Origin of the sequence: Kribbella flavida DSM 17836 (assembly GCF_000024345.1) — a bacterium.
Lineage (GTDB): Bacteria > Actinomycetota > Actinomycetes > Propionibacteriales > Kribbellaceae > Kribbella > Kribbella flavida.
The window spans coordinates 7,132,171-7,148,049 of record NC_013729.1; the positions used below are offsets into that span (position 1 = coordinate 7,132,171).

Here is a 15,879-nt window from a genome sequence, read left to right on the forward strand (position 1 = left end):
AAACCTTTCGGCGGTTTACGGTGTCCAAGTTCGCAGGCGAGCCTGGGAGGAGGGGTGTGCGTGAGTGGACGACGAGTCGGGACCGCGATGCTGACCGGCGGGCTGCTGGTGATCACCCTGCTCGGCGGCGCCGGCGGGTACGGCCTCGGCCACCTGACCCAGCCGGAGAGCCGGCCGTCGAGCACTGCGTCGCCGTTGCGGCCGAGCGACGGGACGCCCAGCCCGTCGGAGCCGGTGAACACCGCCGTGCCGGACCCGACCCCCGCACTGCGCAAGAGCACGCTGCGGTACAAGACCCGGGCGTTCACCGCCGAGTCTGTCGTGCGGTCGCACGTGACGGCGGAGGTGCCGCGGAACTGGCGGATGACGCAGCCGGATCCGATGACGGAGGGGCGGTTCACCGATCCGACGGGGAAGCGCTGGGTGCGGATCGAGGCGGGCTTCACCATCCAGCGTCCACCGGCGGCGTCGATGGCGGTACGCATCGAGGTGCTGGGCGACCTCCCGGTCAAGCAGGCGGTGCGAATCATCAGCAAGCAGGTCTCGGCCGACAAGCGGTCCGCCACGTTGACCTACACCTACATCCCCGATCGGACCCTGCGCTACGTCGTGGTGCGGTGGGTCGCGCTGGACCGGTCGGGCAACTGTGCGGTGGAGATCAGCTCGACCGGGCTTCAGCAGGACAAGGACGCGATCTGGGACGTGCTGGACCACGTCAGCAACAGCGTCACCCGGTCGGACTCATCCCTCTGAGACGGCGTCCCGGGGCCAGATGGTCCGGAAGACGGCCGAGCGGACGCGGTAGAAGCGGCGGCGGGTCGACTGGATCAGCGCGGGGGACGGCCGAAGGCGGTCGAGGACGTGCAGCACGGGGACTCCTCTGCAGGTGCGGGTGCCGCAGTAGCGTAGGCGGACCGGCGCTCAGAGTGAAATCCGGCTGACGACCCAGTCAAGCCGCTGACGGCGTAGCGATTCGCCGGGGGTGCCGAGGGGCTGGGATGCGCCGGAGAGCGGCACTGGGCCGGCAGTGGTCAGGCTCTGTGGACGACGACCGTGGGGTCGAGGCCGGCGTGGGTGCGGGGCTCGACGTAGCGCTGGTAGCTGAAGCCGGCCGCGCCGCCGATGAGCAGCGCCAGGACCGCGGCCACCATCCAGCGGCCACGGCGGCGGCGAGGCTTCGCCGGCGTCGTCAGGTCGGTCGATCCGCCGACTGCGCTCGCGCTGACCAATGCCGCTGGGGTGTGGGCCCCGGCGGGGGACGCCGTCTCGGCGGGGGACGCCGCCTCGGTGGGCTGCGACGACGGCGTCTTGACGACCGTCGGCGCGTTGGACGCGCTGAGTGCGGTCGGTTCGGGCTCCGCGTCGGCCGTGCTGTTCGAGGTGGCCTTCGGTGCCGGCGCGGTGCCGGCGCCGGTGACGAGGAAACCGTGCGTGGTCTCGTCGAGCGCGCCGACCAGTTCACGGGTGAAGGCCTCGACGTCGGGCCAGCGCTTCTCGCGGTCGGGATCCAGGGCCCGGACGATCGCGGCGTCCACCTTCGCGGGCACGGCGAACCCCAGCGAGCTGGGCGGCACGGGCGCGGCGACCCGGCCGGCCGCGCCGAGCCCGTCGACCTGGTGGGGCGAGCGGCCCGTCAGCGCGGCGTACGCGACGGCGCCCAGCGCGTACTGGTCGGCGCGTGCGTCGAGGCGCTCGCCCATCGCCTGCTCGGGGGCCACGTACGACGGGGTGCCGCCGGGCATGGTGATCCGGGAGACCTCGTCCAGCGACTTGCCCAGACCGAGGTCGGACAGCACCGCCCGCTCGCCCTCGTCGGTACTGCGGAACAGCACGTTCGCGGGCTTCACGTCGCGGTGCAGCAGGCCCCGGCGGTGCAGCGCCTGCAGGCCGCGGCCGACCTGGACCACGACGCCGACGGCGTTCTCCAGGACCAGCGGCTCCTTCTTCAGCCGGTCGGCGAGCGTGCCGCGGTCGGCGTAGGTGAGCACCAGGAACGGCCGGCCGTCCTCCAGCTCACCGACGTCGTGGACCTGCACGACGTGCTCGGACTCCACCCGGCGCAGGAACCGTCCCTCCTCGAGGAACCGCTGCCGGACCGAGTCGTCGTGGGCCCAGTTCTCGGCCAGCACCTTGATGGCGACCTCGGCGTCCAGCTGCTCGTCATGAGCCAGCCAGACCGTCGCGAACCCGCCTGAGCCCAGGCGTCGGCGCACGACGTACCGGCCTAGTCTCGTGGGGACCCCCATACAAGGCATTATGGAGCACTGGGAGTTCCTGCCTCCCGGGGCTGTCGCGGGAGCCCCTCCGGCTGCTCCCCGCGGACGACTCCAGCGGACGACCTCCCTGGACGACTCCGCTGGACGACCCGTGTGGACAACACCGACAGCGAAGGCGCAGATGAGCGACAGCAACAGTCCGACCGACGACCTCGGGACCCTCGCCGACCGGGCCCAGGGCGGCGACAAGCACGCCATGGACGACCTGCTCCGGCTGGTGTATCCCCGGGTGCTGCGGATCTGTCGCAGCGTGCTGCCGTACTCCGCCGACGCCGAGGACGCCGCGCAGGAAGCCCTGCTCAACATCGCCACCAAGATCAACACGTACTCCGGCCGCAGCAGCTTCTCCACCTGGGTGCACTCGGTCGCGGCCAACTCGGCGCGCTCGACGTACCGCAAGCTCAAGCGCAGCGCCCAGGCCGCGCACAACCCGGACACGATGGACAAGCCCGACCCGCGCACGACGAGCGTGATCGCCGGGACCCGGCTGGACCTGCTCGAGGCGCTGGAGACGCTGGAGCGGGACCGCCCGCAGATGGTCACGCCACTGGTGCTGCGCGACGTGTACGGCCTGTCGTACGAGGAGATCGCCCGCGAGGTCGGCGCTCCGCTGGGCACGGTGAAGTCGCGGATCCACGACGCCCGCGAGGTCGTCCGGCCGCTGCTGCGACCCAAGGACTGACGTTTCGGCGGCGTAGTGCACGCGGAGTTCGTCGTCGGTGCTCCGCCAGGTCCTGCTGAAGTCCTCCCGCGACGCCGTTCGGTGTGCTCAGATGGACCCATGAAGAAGCTCATCAACGACCCCGCCGACGTCGTGAGTGAAGCGCTGCGCGGGCTGGCCGCCGCGCATCCCGACCACCTCCGGGTGGACCACGACCAGCGGATCGTCTACCGCAAGGACGCGCCCCGCAGCGGCAAGGTCGGGCTGATCTCCGGCGGCGGCTCGGGGCACGAGCCGCTGCACGGCGGGTTCGTCGGACTGGGCATGCTGGACGCCGCCTGCGCGGGTGAGGTGTTCACCTCGCCGGTGCCGGACCAGATGATGGCCGCGACCAAGGAGGTCGACGCGGGCGCCGGCGTGCTGCACATCGTGAAGAACTACACCGGCGACGTGATGAACTTCGAGATGGCCGCCGAGCTGGCCGCCGCCGAGGCCGGCACCGAGGTGCTGTCGGTGGTCACCGACGACGACGTGGCGGTCCAGGACAGCCTCTACACGGCCGGCCGCCGAGGCGTCGGCGTCACCGTGCTGCTGGAGAAGATCGTCGGTGCGGCCGCCGAGCAGGGCCGTCCGCTGCAGGAGGTCGCGGACCTGGCCAAGAAGGTCAACGCCAACGGCCGCAGCATGGGCATGGCGCTCACCTCGTGCACGGTGCCGGCCGCGGGCAAGCCGACCTTCGAGCTCGCCGAGAGCGAGATGGAGCTCGGCATCGGCATCCATGGCGAGCCCGGCCGCCAACGGTTGCCGCTGGCCCCGGCCAAGGACGTCGCCGCACTGCTGGTCGACCCGGTGCTCGGTGACCTTCCGTACTCGCAGGGTGACTCGGTGATCGCCTTCGTCAACGGCATGGGCGGTACACCGCTGATCGAGCTCTACGTGATGTACAACGAGGTCCGCCAGCTGCTCGACGCCGCCGGCATCACCGTCGCCCGGTCCCTGGTGGGCAACTACATCACCTCGCTGGAGATGGCCGGCTGCTCGGTCACCCTGCTCAAGGTGGACGACGAGCTGGTGCGGCTCTGGGACGCCCCCGTGAACACTCCCGGCCTCCGGTGGGGCGCGTGAGCATGGCGGTGGAGGACTTCGCGAACTGGCTGCGCGACCTGGCGAGCACGCTGCACGACAACGCGGCATACCTGACCGAGCTGGACTCGGCGATCGGCGACGCGGACCACGGCAGCAACCTGGACCGCGGCTTCCAGGCGGTCGTGGCGGTGCTGGACGAGTCGTCGTTCGGCTCGGTCGACGAGCTGCTGAAGAAGGCCGGGATGACGCTGGTCAGCAAGGTCGGCGGCGCCAGCGGACCGCTGTACGGCACGTTCTTCCTGCGCTTCGGCACGGCGCTCGCCGGCGCCGAGGTGTCGCCGCAGACCGTCGGTGAGGCGTTGAAGGCGGGTGTCGGCGGGATCCTCGCGCGCGGCAAGGCCGAGCTCGGCGACAAGACGATGTACGACGCCTGGGCGCCGGCGCTGGACGCGTACGACGAGGCGGTGGCGGGCGGATCCGACCTGCGCGGGGCTCTGGTCGCCGCCGCGGAGGCGGCCGCGCAGGGCCGGGACGCGACTGTGCCGCTGGTCGCCCGCAAGGGCCGCGCTAGCTATCTGGGCGAGCGCAGCGCCGGCCATCAGGATCCCGGTGCGACAAGCACCACTCTGCTGCTGGAGTCGGCCGCACGTACGCTCGGCTGACGCGATGATCGGCATCGTGGTGGTCTCGCACAGCCGCACCCTGGCCGAGGCGGCCGTCGGACTGGCGTCCGAGATGGTTGCTGACGGCAATCGGCCGCAGCTCGCGGTGGCCGCCGGGCTGGACGCGTCGACGTTCGGGACCGACGCGGCGGCGGTGGCCGAGGCGATCGGCACGGTCGACGGGCCGGACGGCGTACTGGTGCTGCTGGATCTCGGCAGTGCGGTGCTGAGCGCGGAGATGGCGCTCGAGTTCGTCGACCCGGAGACTGCTGCGCGGGTGGTGCTGTCGAGTGCGCCGTTGGTCGAGGGGCTGGTGGCCGCTGTCGTCACAGCCTCGACGGGCGCGCCGCTGGCGACGGTGGTTGCCGAGGCCCGGCAAGGGTTGGCGGGCAAGCAGGAGCATCTGGGTGACGCTGCGCCACCCGAGGAGACCGCGGAGCCGGAGGACGACGCCGATCAGCTGAAGCTCGAAGTCGCCGTGCGGATCGAGCACGGGTTGCACGCTCGACCGGCGGCCAAGCTGGTCGCAGTGGTGCAGCGCTTCGACGCGAAGGTGACGGTGTACGACCTGGACACCGGGCGGGGACCGGTGGACGCGGGCAGCCTGAGCCGGGTGGCGACGTTGAGCGCCCAGCAGCACCACCGGCTGGAGTTCGCCGCCGGCGGACCGCAGGCCGCCGACGCACTGAGGGCGATCCGTGAGCTGGCGGAGCGCGACTTCGACGACGTGACCACGAGCGCTTCGCCTGAGCCACGAGCTGTCGCTGTCGCTGGTGGTACCGGGCTCGACGTGGCCGTCGGGCCGGCCGTTGTTGCCGGTGACGAGGTGGATCTGGCTGACTACGAGCCCGGCGACCACGACGTGGAGCGGGAGCGCGCCGAGCGGGCACGCCGCGACGCCGAGCAGCAACTGCGGCGGCTGCGGGACACAACCGCTGAGCAGCTGGGATCGCCCGAAGCCGGGATCTTCGACGCTCAGGCCGGCCTGCTCGGCGACGGTGCGGTGCTCGACCGCGTGTTCCGGTCAGTTGCTCAGGGCATCGATGCCGCCACGGCCTGGAAGCAGGCGCTCGACGAGCTGGCGCAGACCTTCGACGGCCTCGACGACCCGTACCAGCGCGAACGCGCCCAGGACGTGCGCAGCGTGCGGGACCGGGTGCTGCGCGCCCTCACCGGCGCCGCGGAAACCGGCCGCCCCGTCGACGGCGGCATCCTCGTCGTGCCGGAGCTCGATGCGGCGACCGCGGCCACCGTCGACGGTGACCGGGTGGCCGGCATCGCCGTTCGGGCCGCGGGGACCACCGGGCACGGCGTGATCGTCGCGCGCTCGCGCGGCATCCCGTTGATCACCGGGATCGGTGACGTCGCCGTCGCGGACGGTACGACGGTGGGCTTCGACGCGCGCGCCGGGTCGTTCGTTGCCGATCCCGACCTGCAGGCGTTCGCCCGGATCGTCCGGGAGCGAACCGAGGAACGCGATGCCGCGCTGCGAGCTGTCGACGAGCCGGCGACAACGCTCGACGGCAGGACGATCCCGGTGCTGGTGAACGTCGGGTCCGTCCAGGACGCGCTCGACGCCCGAGGGGCCGACGGATCGGGGCTGGTCCGGACCGAGGTGCTGTTCGGCGACCGGCGGTCCGCGCCGACGGCGGCCGAGCAGGCGGCGGCGTACCGGGAGATCGCGGCGGCGCTCGGCGGCAAGCCGATCACGATCCGGACCTGGGACGTGGGCGGCGACAAGCCGCTGCGGTTCCTGCCGCAGGCGCCGGAGGCCAACCCGTTCCTCGGCGACCGCGGGCTGCGTACCTTCCGGCGGCGGCCCGAACTGCTCGCGACACAGCTGGCGGCGATCCGCGAGGTCGCGCGGGAGACGCCGGTGCAGGTGATGTTCCCGATGGTGACGACGGCCGAGGAGGTCGCCTGGGCGCTGGAGCAGCTCGACGGGCTGGGACCGCGGCCGGACGGGTTGCAGGTCGGCATGATGGTCGAGGTCCCGGCCGCGGCCCTGCGGATCGAGACGCTCGCCGGCGGGCTCGACTTCGTCAGCATCGGCACCAACGACCTCACCCAGTACACCACCGCCGCCGACCGCACGAACCCGGCCGTCGCTGCACTCGCCGACGGCCTGGATCCTGCCGTCCTCCGGTTGGTGGACCGGGTCGTTCGTCAAGCGCCGGAAGGCGTGCACGTAGCCGTCTGCGGAGACCTCGCCAGCGATCCGCTCGCCACGGAGGTCCTCGTAGGCCTCGGCGTCCACGCGTTGAGTGCCGTCGGCCCCCAGATCCCGCTGCTCAAGGCCCGGCTCCGCCAACTCGACACCACCACCGCAGCGGCAACCGCAACCAAAGCCCTGACCCTGCCAAGCGCCGAAGCCGTCCGCACGCTGCTGACCTCCCCGCACTAGCCGCCCGCCCTACGCGAGCCCCGCACGTCGGCGCTCGCTCATACGCGGCGTGCGCGGCGGCACGCGGGAACGGCGCGAGGCGCACGCGTCGGCCGCGGCGCGGTCGTCGGCACGCGGGAAGGGCACGCGGCGCGCGGGGGCGCGCGGCGGCACCCGGGGCGACTCACGGCGCTCGCTTTCGGGCCGCTGCCCACGCGGCGGCGCGTGGCACCTCCCGGCGGCCTCGCCGGCACGCGCTCCGTTCGACGCGCGGCGCGCGGCTCTCCCCCGGGCTCGGCGGCATGCGGCGCTCGGCTCCCACGCGCGAGCTCCGCGCAACGCGCACAGGCGGCTGGTGCTGGTCAGCGGGCGTAATAGCGGAGTTCGACCAGGTTGTAGCCGGAGGTGCGGGTGGGCTTGGCGGGCAGCGTGTACTCCTCCCCCGGCTCCAGGTAGACCAGACCTTCCAGCGGCTCGGTCTCCAGGTCCAGGTCGACCACCAGCGCGGGGTAGGCGCCGGTGCGCCAGGTGTAGGACTCGCCCGCGTCCGGCGTCACGTGCTGAACGCGCACGTCGTCCTCGTCCACCACGACCTTCGCCGGAACCTCTCCCACCTCAGCGAACGCGCTGTCGGCCGCGACACCCGCCGGCACGTCGTACGGCGCACCGGATGCTTCCTCACCGAGGTCCAGCACCTCGATCAGCCGGTTCCGGTACGGCGCGTCGCCGTCGTTCGTGAGCATGTGAACCGGCGACACCGGCCGGTAGACCGAACCGCCGACGGTCTCGGACAGCTGCCGCGCCGGACTGCCGTCGAGCCAGTCCATGTGGCACGGCGACGTGGACAGGCACAGCACGACGTACGGGTTGTGGTGCAGGTGCCAGCCCTGCGCCTCGCCCGGGTCGAGCGCAACCTCCCAGACCCGGACCCGGGGGTTCTCGAGCAGCACCCGGGTGCCGATCTCGCCGAGCACGACCTCGGTGCCGTCAGGCGCGAGCACGGTGGTTCCAGCGGTCATGAGGTGGATCTCCGATCAGTCGACGGACCGTTCCATCGCGACCCCGCCCAGCACGACGCCGTCGGGCATGGTCAGCTCGGCCGGCTCCACCTCGGTGAAGCCGAACGACTTGTACAGCGGGACACCGGGCAGCGTCGCCATCAGGGCCAGCCGCGTGAAGCCTTCCGCCTTCGCGGCCGTCACGCAGGCAGCGAGGATCGCCCGGCCGAGGCCGCGCCGGGTCCAGTCGGCGCGGACGAACATCGCGCGGATCCGACCCGGTTCCGTCGCCGGGTCGAGCAGTCGCGCGTCGGCTCCGGCATCGGTGCCGTTGTAGAGCTTGTTCCGCCGGCTCCAGCCGCCGCAGGCGACGATCTCGCCGGCCACCTCGTGCACGTAGTACGTGCCGTCCTCGATGAGTGCCAGGTCCAGCGCGGCGATGTGCACGGCCGCGCTCGCCGTCTGCCGCTCGTCGTAGTACGCCGGGAACAGCTCCACCACCGAGGCCCGCATCAGCTCGGCGACGGCGGCCGCGTCCGCGGGCACGGCCAACCGCTGAACAGGCATCACAGACGCCAGGCTATTTCAGCACCGGCCCACCTCGCCGACCAGGTCGCCGCCCTCCTGCTCGCAGTGGTCCATTCGCACCCCGTCGCCGAGCGAGTCGTGATGGCGCAGGTCACTGCACCGTGGGTGCGGTGAGATGGGCGCCGGGGGTGGCGGACATGTACGGGGTATGACGCAGACACCGATCAGGGCCCACCCCGGGCCAGTGAGCGAGGCAGCTGTGCACGATCCGCCCCGGGAGCGGTTCGAGCAGGTGTTCGGCACCCATCGGGAGGCGGTGCTCGGCTACCTGCTGCGGCGGACCGGCTCCAGCCATGACGCCGCCGACCTGCTCGCGGACACCTTCCTGGTGGCGTGGCGGCGACTCGACGAGATCCCCTGCGGACCGGAGACCAGGCCCTGGCTGTACGGCGTGGCGCGCCGCGTGCTGGCCAACCACCGGCGGGGCGAGGGCCGTCGGCACGCGCTGGCCGACCGGCTGCGGACCGAGCTCGCGGAGTCGGCGGTGCCCGGGCCGGAGCCCGAGTACGGCGACTCCGCCGCGGCCCGGGTGTTCCGGGAGCTGCCCGAGCAGGACCGGGAACTGCTCTCGCTGGTCGCCTGGGAGGACCTGGACACCGCGCAGATCGCGGTCGTGCTGGGCTGTTCGCGCAACGCCGTCCGGATCCGGTTGCACCGGGCGCGGAAACGGTTCTCGAAACTGCTCACGCAGCCATCGCCGGCGACGGTGAGAGGAGAGGTATCCCATGAAGACGTCTGACATCGACGCGGTCACCCGCGGCCTCAAGCCCACCACCCGCGCCGAGGTTGCCGCGGGCACCTGGTCTCAGCTGGCCGACGACATCGTCGCCACCACCCCGGCGGACGATTCCGTCGCGGCCACCACCGGCGGCGTACCGCAGCGGAAGCGGCCGGCGCGGCCGCGGCTCGTGCTGGTGGGGGCGTTCAGCCTGCTGATCATCGGCATCGTCGCGGTGACCGTCGTGCGCAGTCCTGGCCAGGACCAGCCGCAGGCGCTGTCGTTCACCGAGAGCGGTGACAGTCTGATCGTGCGGGTGGTGGACGTGCACGCGGATCCCCAGCAGTACACCAAGGACTTCAAGACGATGGGCCTGGACATCAAGGTCACGGCGGTACCGGTCAGCCCGCCGAGGGTCGGCAAGTTCGTCAGCTACTCCGTCCCGAACGCAAAGTCGAAGCTCAAGCTGCTGCAAGCCGGTGAGAAGTGCTCCGGCACATTGAACGCGTCCGACCCCGGATGCCAAGAGGGCGTCGAGGTGCCGAAGAACTTCGTCGGCTGGGCCGAGATCGAGTTCGGCCGGGCGGCGAAGAGAGGCGAGCTCTACCAGCACTTCAGCAGCAACATCGACGATCCGGGCGAGATTCTGGACGGGGTGAAGTTCCGCGGCCTCACCGTGGCCAAGGTCAAGCCGGTGCTGGCCGCCCACGGACTGACGATCGAGAGCTACCACGCCGCCGGCACGCGCCCCGAGGTCGGCCCGATCGACACCCCACCCGACACCTGGTACGTGCACGACGCCACCTCGTACGTCGCCGGCGAGGTCGTCCTGGACGTCGCCGAATCCAAGCCCTGATCCCGCCGGTCCACCGGGACCTTGCCTCGGAAACCGGGACCGTGAACAGGACATTGCCTGTTCACGGCCCCGCCGACCTGTGCACGGCCCCGCCGACCCGTTCACGGTCCGACCGCCTGTTCACGGACCCGCCGACCTGTTCACGGACCCGCCGCCCGGCTCACGGACCCACCGCCCCGCACACGGACCCACCGCCCCGCTCACGGACCCGCCCGCCTGTGCACGGTCCCGGTTTCCTGTGCGCGGTCCGCGTCGGCCCTTTGGGGTGCGGCGGCGAGGCTCAGCGGCGGCGGGACTGGCGGCCGGGAGCGGACGCCCAGCGCCAGGTGACCAGGACCCAGGCGAGCGCGGGCAGGCCGAAGATCGCCGCCGCGATCTCGCGGCCGAACACCAGGAACGCCAATCCCACCAGGAAGAACGGCAACGCCATCCACACCGCGCCCACGAACGCGGCCCAGCGCCAGCGCCCCGGCTTCCGTGCCGGCGCCGGCTGCGCGTACAGCGGCGGCACCGGCAGGCCGGCGAAGATCACCTGCAGATCCCCGTGCGTCACCGCGTCCTGCACCAGCTCGACCCGCCGGTGCAGCTCGTCCTCGTCCAGCCGCCCGACCGCGAACTGCTCCGCCAGCTCGTCGAAGCAGATCCGGCGTTCCTCGTCGGTCAACCGCACCGAAGCCATCCGCCGCCGGGCTGCCACCACCCGCGCTTCCTGGCCGGCCGCAGCGGCCATTCCCGCCAGGTTGCCTAGCTGCGCGGCCCGCCCCGAGCGCAGATCAGGCCGCCGCTCCCACTCCCTGTCAGCCATTCCACACTCCCCACTAGCGTCCTACCGAGTGTGCCAGACCCCTGGGAATCCAGCTGCGGCAAGCTGAAGAGCACCCGGACCCCGCGGCAGTCGACCCCGCACGCGCGGGCCGGTTGGCGTTGAGCTGGCCGACCAGGGAGGCGGCCGAGAGCTCCCGGGCCCCACGACGCGGCTCAGGTCCAACCGTCGACCCGCGCCCTAGCCGGCCGCCGACTCCAACCTCCCGGACGTGCACCACTCAGCAAGCCGCTCCGTCGTGGGCCTGCCAGGCGTAGCGATGGCGCTTGGGTCGGCTGAACGAAGGTTGCTCAGTGGTGGAGGTAACACCAGGTGCACCACTGAGCTGGCGGGTCCTTGGCAGACCACGCCAGCTCAGAGCTCACCCACTGAAGCGTCGTCCGGGACGGCGGCGGGCGCGTAGATCCGGGCCAGCCCTTACGCGTCTTGTCCTTCGGCGCGGTTCAGCCCAGGGCGGCCGGCAGCGTCGCGGTCCACGCGGCGTGCAGCTCGGTCAGCGGGATCTCGAACTGGTCCTGGACGTCCAGCGTGTCACCGGTGATGACGCCGATCTTGGCGTGCGGGAAGCGGCGGGCGGTGCACATGTCGGTGAAGCGGACCTCTTCGGTGCGCGGCACTGCGACGACCGCGCGGCCGGCCGACTCGGCGAACAGGAACAGGAACGGGTCCAGGCCGTCGGGCGTCCAGACCCGGGCGCCGACGCCGCCGCGCAGGGCGGACTCGACCAGGGTCTGCGCGACGCCGCCGTCGCTGACGTCGTGGGCGGCGTCGATCAGTCCGTCGCGGGAGGCGTTGATCAGGATGTCCGCGAGCTGCGCCTCGGCCGCGAGGTCGACGGCCGGCGGGCGGCCGCCGAGGTGGCCGTGCATCACGTGCGCCCACTCCGAGCCGGACAGCTCCTCGTCGGTCTCACCGAGCAGGTAGAGCTGGTGACCCTCCATGTCGGCGGTGAACCCGATCGGGGTCCGCCGGGTGACGTCGTCGATGACGCCGAGCACGCCGACCACCGGCGTCGGCAGGATCGGGGTCTCGCCGGTCTGGTTGTAGAACGACACGTTGCCGCCGGTGACCGGGATGCCGAGCTCGATGCAGCCGTCGACCAGTCCGCGGATCGCCTCGGCGAACTGCCACATCACCGCCGGGTCCTCCGGCGAGCCGAAGTTCAGGCAGTCGGTGACCGCGGCCGGGCGCGCGCCGGTGGTGGCGACGTTGCGGTACGACTCGGCCAGCGCCAGTTTCGCGCCGGTGTACGGGTCGAGCTTGGCGAAGCGGCCGTTGCAGTCGGTGGAGACCGCGACCCCCAGCCCGCTGGTCTCGTCGACCCGGATCATGCCGCTGTCCTCGGGCTGCGCGAGCACCGAGTTGCCCAGCACGTACCGGTCGTACTGGTCGGTCACCCACGACTTGTCGCACAGGTTCGGCGAGGCGATCAGCGTCAGCAGCGTGTCCCGCAGCTCCGCGCCGGTGCTTGCCCGCGGCAACTTCTCGGCGCCGTCGGCCTGCAGCTCGTCCTGCCAGGACGGCCGCGCGTACGGACGCTGGTAGACCGGGCCCTCGTGCGCGACCGTGCGCGGCGGTACGTCGACCACCCGCTCGCCGTGCCAGTCGATCTGCAGCCGGCCGGTGCCGGTGACCTCGCCGATCACGTCGGCCTGCACGTCCCACTTGGCGCAGATCGCCAGGAACGCCTCCACGTTCTCCGGCGTGACGACCGCCATCATCCGCTCCTGCGACTCGCTCATCAGGATCTCCTCCGGAGCGAGCGAGGCGTCCCGCAGCGGCACCTTGTCGAGCGCGACGTACATGCCGCCGTCACCCGCGCTGGCCAGCTCCGAGGTCGCGCAGGACAGCCCGGCGCCGCCCAGGTCCTGGATGCCCTCGACCAGCCGGGCCGCGAACAGCTCCAGCGTGCACTCGATCAGCAGCTTCTCCATGAACGGGTCGCCGACCTGGACCGCCGGCCGCTTGGTCGGGCCGCCCTCGGCGAAGGTCTCCGACGCGAGCACCGAGACGCCGCCGATGCCGTCGCCGCCGGTCTTGGCGCCGTACAGGATGATCTGGTTGCCGATGCCGGTGGCGTTGGCCAGGTGCAGGTCCTCGTGCTTCATCACGCCGACGCACAGCGCGTTCACCAGCGGGTTGCCCAGGTAGGTCTCGTCGAAGACGACCTCGCCGCCGATGTTCGGCAGGCCGAGGCTGTTGCCGTAGCCGCCGACGCCGGACACGATGCCGGGCAGCACCCGCTTCGTGTCGGGCGCGTCCAGCGGACCGAACCGCAGCGGGTCCATCACCGCGACCGGCCGGGCACCCATCGCCAGGATGTCGCGCACGATGCCGCCGACCCCGGTCGCCGCGCCCTGGTACGGCTCGACGTACGACGGGTGGTTGTGCGACTCGACCTTGAAGGTGACCGCGTAGCCCTCACCGATGTCGATCACGCCGGCGTTCTCGCCGATGCCGGCCAGCATCTTGCCGGCCGGGGTCTCCTGCGGGATCTCGCCGAACCGCTTCAGGTGCACCTTGGACGACTTGTACGAGCAGTGCTCGCTCCACATCACCGAGTACATCGCCAGCTCGCAGCTGGTCGGCCGCCGGTCGAGAATGTCCCGGATCCGCTGGTACTCGTCCGGCTTGAGGCCGAGCTCCGCCCACGGCTGCTCGACGTCCGGCGTACTGGTCGCGTTGCTGACGGTGTCGCTCGACACGTTAGTGCTCCTGAACTAGGTGGGACTCGGGGGAAACGGTAGCTGGCGTGGGCGAGGCCACGAGATGGGCCACCAGCAGCGGGAGGGCGAAGCCGGTCATGATCGCGGGCAGCGCGACACCGGCGTCGTTGAGCAGCATGCCGACCAGACCGCAGGTCGACAGCGCGAGCAGGGCGGGCCGGACCATCGGCCGGCTGCCGAAGAACGCCCGGTACGACGCCGACGGCACGCGGTCGGGCAGCACGGTCGCCAGCATCGCGAGCATCACCCCGGCCAGCATCGCCCAGCCGGCCGGCCCGGCGAAGAACTGCACGGCCATCTCCAGCTTGCGGATCAGCACGTCGTTCACGTCGCCGTCGAGCAGCCGGGCGACGAAGGTGCCGAAGTGGCTGCGCTGGTCCTCCGGCCGCAGGTAGTCGAGGTACGCGACCGCGGACACCGCGAGCACCCCGGCCGCGCCGATGCCGATCAGCGCGCGCAGCGAGATCCCGCCCCTCCACGTCAGCCAGGCCATCAGCAGCACGGCCGGGGTGAGCGCGATGATGCCGCCGAAGTCGGTGCCCCAGCCGGGCCGGCCGTCGACGACGATCGCGGCGCCCCCGATCGCCAGCACGGCCAGCGCCGCCTGCACCCGGCTGCGGTCGATCAGCCGCTGCGCGGCCCAGCCCGCCACCACCAGCGTGGCGACGGCCAGCGTGGCGAAGGTGGAGTTGCCGAAGCCGTAGAACCGCCCACCGATCACGGGTCCGTCGGTGAACATGCTGCCGAACTGCAGCGGAGTCCCCAGCACGCCGTCCACCAGCAGGATCAGGTACGCCGCGAGCGCGATCCCGACGTACGCGTACCGGCCGAGCAGCAGCTTCGCCAGTACTGCGAACAACGCGCTGATCGCGAGCACCACGAAGTACAGGGACAGTCCCGGCGACGGCCAGCGCCACCAGACGGTCGCGGTGGACAGGAAGACGGCGACGAAGAAGCCGCCCTGGGTGAGCAGCGTGAAGCCGAACGTACTGCGGGACCGTCGGCTGCGGCTGATCAGGAACCAGCCGAGCGCGAGCAGCTCGGCCGCGAGGATCGTCAGCGAGACGGCGACCAGCATCGGCCGTGGCTGCTCGAACCGCTCGTTGGTGTCGAGCCGGTCCTCGATCACCGCGGCGGGGTCGGTGTGCGCGTCGCCGGTGACGGTGATCGCGGTGCCGTCGAGCGGTCCGGCTGTCTCCTCACCGGCCGGGTCGACGTTCGCCGCGTCCCGCCCGCGCAGGATGGTGGCGGTGAGATCGGTGAGCTGGATCAGCCCGGGGCGGCGGGTGGAGTCGCTGGTGAGCCAGCGCGGCTCGCCGTCGGGCGGGAGCTGGAGAGCCACCAGCGGCTGCTGGTGGGCCCACTCGACTTCCTGGCTGATCCCGGCGAGCACGACCCACGCGCCGGCGGCCGTCGCCTGGGTGACCAGTTCGGCGACCTTCCGGCGCGCTTCGGCCCGGCCCTCGCGGATCGGCATCGCCCCGCCGTCGACGATCGCGTCCGAGCAGTTGCCGAGCGCGGCAGCCTCGAAGGTGGGACGCCAGTTGGCGACCGTGCCGTCGGTGCGGGCCAGGGCGATCGCGGCGCCGGGGCCGAAGCCGCAGATCGGGTGTCCCGCTTGGCCGAGCCGGCCGATCGGGGCGCCGGTGTGATGCTCGGCCTGGCGGTCGACGTAGGTCTGCCAGTTCTGGATTTTGCCGTCGACCAGGGCGGGCAGGTCGCCGCAGGGCTCGTCGGGAACGCTGCCCCACGCCCGGGTCCCGGCGCCGAGGGTCAGCCAGCCGTCGATCGGACAGGTGTGCGGACCGGCGGTCTTCACGGTGATCGAGCCGGCGTTGGACTTCCCTACCAGAGCGGTCAGCTCGGGCGACGCCTTCACGTCGCTCCAGGTGAGCCCTGGCACGCCGATCACCACCACCTGCGCCAGCAGGCTCTCGCCGGCGGACTCCCCCGCCGGCGCCTGCGAGCTTGCTCGCGGGGCCCGCCCCTGCGGGCCGGAAGTTTCGGCGGTTGCCTGCACCGGAGGTGAAGCCGCGGCGAGAGACGCGGCCGCGGCCGCGAGGAACAGGGCGCGGGCGAGCATCCGCCGCACCCGCCACGAT

At 72.0% G+C, this 15,879-nt stretch carries 13 protein-coding genes; 7 read left to right on the forward strand and 6 right to left on the reverse strand.

The window, feature by feature from the left end; translation table 11 throughout:
• The first annotated feature begins 60 nt into the window (after positions 1 to 60).
• Complete coding sequence (locus tag KFLA_RS33085) at positions 61 to 753, forward strand: hypothetical protein (protein WP_148256800.1); 693 nt, start codon at positions 61 to 63, stop codon at positions 751 to 753.
• A 278-nt stretch (positions 754 to 1,031) separates the two neighbouring features.
• Here KFLA_RS33085 and KFLA_RS33090 read toward each other — a convergent pair whose 3' ends face one another.
• The gene (locus KFLA_RS33090; RefSeq protein ID WP_237706652.1) at positions 1,032 to 2,213 is read right to left on the reverse strand and encodes a serine/threonine-protein kinase; all 1,182 of its coding nucleotides are present in this window, start codon (positions 2,211 to 2,213) and stop codon (positions 1,032 to 1,034) included.
• Positions 2,214 to 2,397: 184 nt separating this feature from the next.
• On the opposite strand from KFLA_RS33090, the gene KFLA_RS33095 reads away from it, so the two are divergent.
• The 4 genes from KFLA_RS33095 (at position 2,398) to ptsP (ending at position 7,089) form a co-directional block, all read left to right on the forward strand.
• On the forward strand, positions 2,398 to 2,958 hold the full coding sequence (locus tag KFLA_RS33095; RefSeq protein ID WP_012924205.1) for an RNA polymerase sigma factor: 561 nt from the start codon (positions 2,398 to 2,400) through the stop codon (positions 2,956 to 2,958).
• 99 nt (positions 2,959 to 3,057) lie between these two features.
• Positions 3,058 to 4,062, forward strand: a complete 1,005-nt coding sequence (gene dhaK, locus KFLA_RS33100; RefSeq protein ID WP_012924206.1) for a dihydroxyacetone kinase subunit DhaK — start codon at positions 3,058 to 3,060, stop codon at positions 4,060 to 4,062.
• A 2-nt stretch (positions 4,063 to 4,064) separates the two neighbouring features.
• Positions 4,065 to 4,685, forward strand: a complete 621-nt coding sequence (gene dhaL, locus KFLA_RS33105) for a dihydroxyacetone kinase subunit DhaL (protein ID WP_012924207.1) — start codon at positions 4,065 to 4,067, stop codon at positions 4,683 to 4,685.
• A gap of 4 nt (positions 4,686 to 4,689) precedes the next feature.
• Entirely contained in the window at positions 4,690 to 7,089 is a 2,400-nt protein-coding gene (gene ptsP / locus KFLA_RS33110) for a phosphoenolpyruvate--protein phosphotransferase (protein WP_012924208.1), read from the forward strand.
• A gap of 341 nt (positions 7,090 to 7,430) precedes the next feature.
• Here ptsP and KFLA_RS36115 read toward each other — a convergent pair whose 3' ends face one another.
• On the reverse strand, positions 7,431 to 8,087 hold the full coding sequence (locus KFLA_RS36115; protein WP_012924209.1) for a cupin domain-containing protein: 657 nt from the start codon (positions 8,085 to 8,087) through the stop codon (positions 7,431 to 7,433).
• Between the two features lie 15 nt (positions 8,088 to 8,102).
• Positions 8,103 to 8,633: a GNAT family N-acetyltransferase gene (locus KFLA_RS33120; protein WP_012924210.1), complete on the reverse strand. Its 531-nt coding sequence runs from the start codon at positions 8,631 to 8,633 to the stop codon at positions 8,103 to 8,105.
• A 205-nt stretch (positions 8,634 to 8,838) separates the two neighbouring features.
• Here KFLA_RS33120 and KFLA_RS33125 point away from each other — a divergent pair, with 205 nt between their 5' ends.
• Both KFLA_RS33125 and KFLA_RS33130 read left to right on the forward strand, forming a co-directional pair.
• Positions 8,839 to 9,393: an RNA polymerase sigma factor gene (locus tag KFLA_RS33125; RefSeq protein ID WP_237706653.1), complete on the forward strand. Its 555-nt coding sequence runs from the start codon at positions 8,839 to 8,841 to the stop codon at positions 9,391 to 9,393.
• The gene (locus tag KFLA_RS33130) at positions 9,380 to 10,228 is read left to right on the forward strand and encodes a hypothetical protein (protein WP_012924212.1); all 849 of its coding nucleotides are present in this window, start codon (positions 9,380 to 9,382) and stop codon (positions 10,226 to 10,228) included. The genes KFLA_RS33125 and KFLA_RS33130 overlap by 14 nt, the downstream gene beginning before the upstream one ends.
• A 280-nt stretch (positions 10,229 to 10,508) precedes the next feature.
• Here the strand turns inward: KFLA_RS33130 and KFLA_RS33135 are convergent, their stop codons facing one another.
• The 3 genes from KFLA_RS33135 to KFLA_RS33145 form a co-directional block, all read right to left on the reverse strand.
• On the reverse strand, positions 10,509 to 11,033 hold the full coding sequence (locus KFLA_RS33135) for a DUF1707 SHOCT-like domain-containing protein (protein WP_012924213.1): 525 nt from the start codon (positions 11,031 to 11,033) through the stop codon (positions 10,509 to 10,511).
• A gap of 461 nt (positions 11,034 to 11,494) precedes the next feature.
• Positions 11,495 to 13,756, reverse strand: coding sequence for a phosphoribosylformylglycinamidine synthase subunit PurL (gene purL, locus KFLA_RS33140; RefSeq protein WP_012924214.1), 2,262 nt, complete (start codon positions 13,754 to 13,756; stop codon positions 11,495 to 11,497).
• 1 nt (position 13,757) lies between these two features.
• On the reverse strand, positions 13,758 to 15,860 hold the full coding sequence (locus KFLA_RS33145) for a hypothetical protein (protein WP_237706654.1): 2,103 nt from the start codon (positions 15,858 to 15,860) through the stop codon (positions 13,758 to 13,760).
• Positions 15,861 to 15,879: the final 19 nt, after the last annotated feature.